General features: G+C 57.7%; 2 protein-coding genes. Both read right to left on the reverse strand.

Translation table 11 applies throughout. The features are described 5' to 3' along the window. A partial coding sequence (locus tag ACYC56_RS14420; protein WP_461374868.1) for a sulfatase-like hydrolase/transferase occupies positions 1-757 on the reverse strand: 757 nt, incomplete at its 3' end. Between the two features lie 122 nt (positions 758-879). Further along, a complete protein-coding gene (locus tag ACYC56_RS14425) occupies positions 880-2610 on the reverse strand; it encodes a CehA/McbA family metallohydrolase (RefSeq protein ID WP_461374869.1) in 1731 nt (576 codons plus the stop codon). Positions 2611-2797: the final 187 nt, after the last annotated feature.

A 2797-nucleotide genomic window follows, 5' to 3' on the forward strand; every position in this document is an offset into this window, starting at 1 on the left:
TGACGAGTTTTGCCGCGGGCAATAACTCGCTCGGGATGCCCACCGTGCGGTCACCCTCGATGAAGCAGTACGGCGGCCAATTGGGAACATCGGTCCCAAAATACGCATCAAAACCGCGCTCGGTAGGTCCAGCCGGAATTCGCTGCGAGAAAACCGCTTTCCAGGCCTCACGATGGGCGGGAGTGATCAACGTCGCAACGTCGCCTCCACCACCGGGCTGGCCCCCGAAATCCTGGAAGAAAGTCTGTTGATCGGCCGAGATGGGCCACTCGCGACCGAGATGCCATTTGCCAACACAGGCCGTCGCGTAACCACACTGCTTGGCCAGCGTCCCAATCGTTAGGCGATCAGCAGCGATCAGTGGTGCTCCCCACACATTGACAATGCCCGACTGCAGTCGCGTGCGCCAATGATAGCGACCGGTCAGCAGCGTATACCGCGAGGGAGAACAGACGCCGGAACTGGAATGGCCATCGGTGAATCGCATGCCACTGGCCGCCAGGCGATCCATGTTTGGCGTCGGAATGCGCCCATGCTGCGGGTTGTTGGCATGCACATCTCCGAAGCCCAAGTCATCGGCCAAGATCACGACGATGTTGGGCCTGAGTTGTTCGTGAGGCTCTGCACCAGGAACGGTCGAGCAGAGAGACAAAACGCCGATGATCGCTGCACACAGAAACGGGGCGAGGATGTGCGGGGATGATCCCCAATGAACACTGAGCCATTCCGGCGAACTTTGATGGGTATCGGCGTGCATGATGGACCTCCAGTGGACAAAGGCCTCCGAATTACTCGCTCGGGCGGGCCGATTGGGCAGGGCGAAGAAAAGGAAAACGATGACAAGTCCTCGCGCTCCAAAGGGGTGGGGCCACCCGGTTGCTAACGGGCTCGCTGTTGGATCCGGCGATATGCGTCTCGCGCTTGTTCGAACTCGGCGAATGCAGCGGGCGGCAAGATACCCCGCTGTGCCTGCATCGACAGTTCCAGCTGGTCAATCAGGTAGTCAATCTGGACTCGTGGAGGCCGGACCGGTTGGTTCGCGACCTCGAAATACCAAGAGCCGGTATGTGCGAATCGTTTGCGCCCGTCCGGTTGGGCGGACCAGGTGCGGAATGCGACCCAGCCAGATTCGGCGATGTCAATCGCACCTGCGCCCGTCCATCGAAAACTGCCATTGTTGGACTGTGACGTGCGGGGTGAAAACGACGCTCGCACCGTGCCATTGACGATTAACTCGACTCGTGTGATTGGATCGGGACTGACCACCTCCGCCGACCAGGGAATTGGCTTTCGGTTCTTAGTTTCCAGTGGAAAGACTGTACCGGCATGTTGCCCGCCGACCTGCGCGAAGAGCATCGGACCGGTTGTCACGAACGAGCGTCCCTGCTTGAGACCCGCCAGCCAAGTTGTCAGGCTGAATTCCTCACCGGTGTGCACATAAACCCGACTGTAACCCAACGGCACTGGATGCACGCCGGAAGCGGTGCCGGCTGTCGGACTGAGTCGGAATCCGCAGTTGAGCAATGCGTAGTACATTTCGAACCCATATTGCAGCCAACCCCACTCGGTCAAGACTCCGGAAGTCTCTTGTTCGATCTCCGCCCAAGGTGGCAAAGGCTGGCCAAGTTGATTGAAGCCGAAGTTAGTACGCCACACACTGTTGTTCGACAGTTCGTACAGATCGACATTGGCCACGGGGATCAACATCAACGACCAGGGCCAGTTGTGTTTATCGAGATCGAGAAGAGCATCTTCCGCTCGAGCTTGTTGGACGATCGGCCCAATCGGCGGCGCGGTCAGCGTGAACGGCGTCTTATGATTGAGAATAAACAGCGCACCGAGTGTGTGACGCTGCGGTCCAATATTGAAAATCTCGTATTCCGTGTTGCGCGGCAGGATCACATGACGATCCGAAACGCGAATCGGGTCGCAACCGCGATCGTCGCGCGGCCCAAACGGCGAGGGGCCTTGCGAGCGCAGTGTCGACGGCTGCAAATCAGGGATCTTGTCCGATGCGGTTGTCCAAAACGTCACCGGAAAAGCGACGTTCAAGTCCTCGGCCAACATCACATTCGGCAACTCCACAATGCGACGATGCACATGTGTTTCACCTGAATACCAACCTCGCTCACTCAAGTTGATCCAGCGGTTCAAATGAAATGTGCGTTCGATCTTCGCATTCGGATCGGTTGTCGTCGCGTCGTCTGCGGGTATGACAAGTTGTTGTCGCAGCGGCAGATATTCTTTTCCCCGTTCGATCTCGATCTCGTACTTGCCGGGTGACAACTCAACCTGGAATGGATGAGCAGAAACAGTTGTGTGTCGTTCGACCGAGTTGGGCATCGGTACCCACTGTTCCGTGTAGGGCCAGGCCGATCCTTGCTCGCTGGCCGATCGCACGAACAGCCACTGATCGTGTTGGTCCTTCAAATACACTCGTGCGGCGATCGGTTGCTGAGTATCGGCATCCAGGATCGTACCGACAAAGAGCGTTGCACGCGTTGATTCCTCTTCAGGCTCAATAAATGCCACGGTTGTCTGATGTGTGGTGGCGAAGAAGCTGAGCGACAAAATAATCGTCCGAACGGGAATCATCATCGAAACCTGCATAATACGAGTGCTGGGGGTGTGACGGGCACGGTTCAGGATGTTGGCAATCTCCTCTCGCGGGCAGACGAACGGCTGGCAACCATCGTGCCGTCATCGTCTCGTCGCTCATCGTGACGAGTCGACCCGCCTCGGGCAAGTCATGGCAATCTGTACAGGCTCCAGGCGTCAAGGGTTTTGGGACCGGACG

The organism is Candidatus Aquicultor sp. (assembly GCF_054640775.1).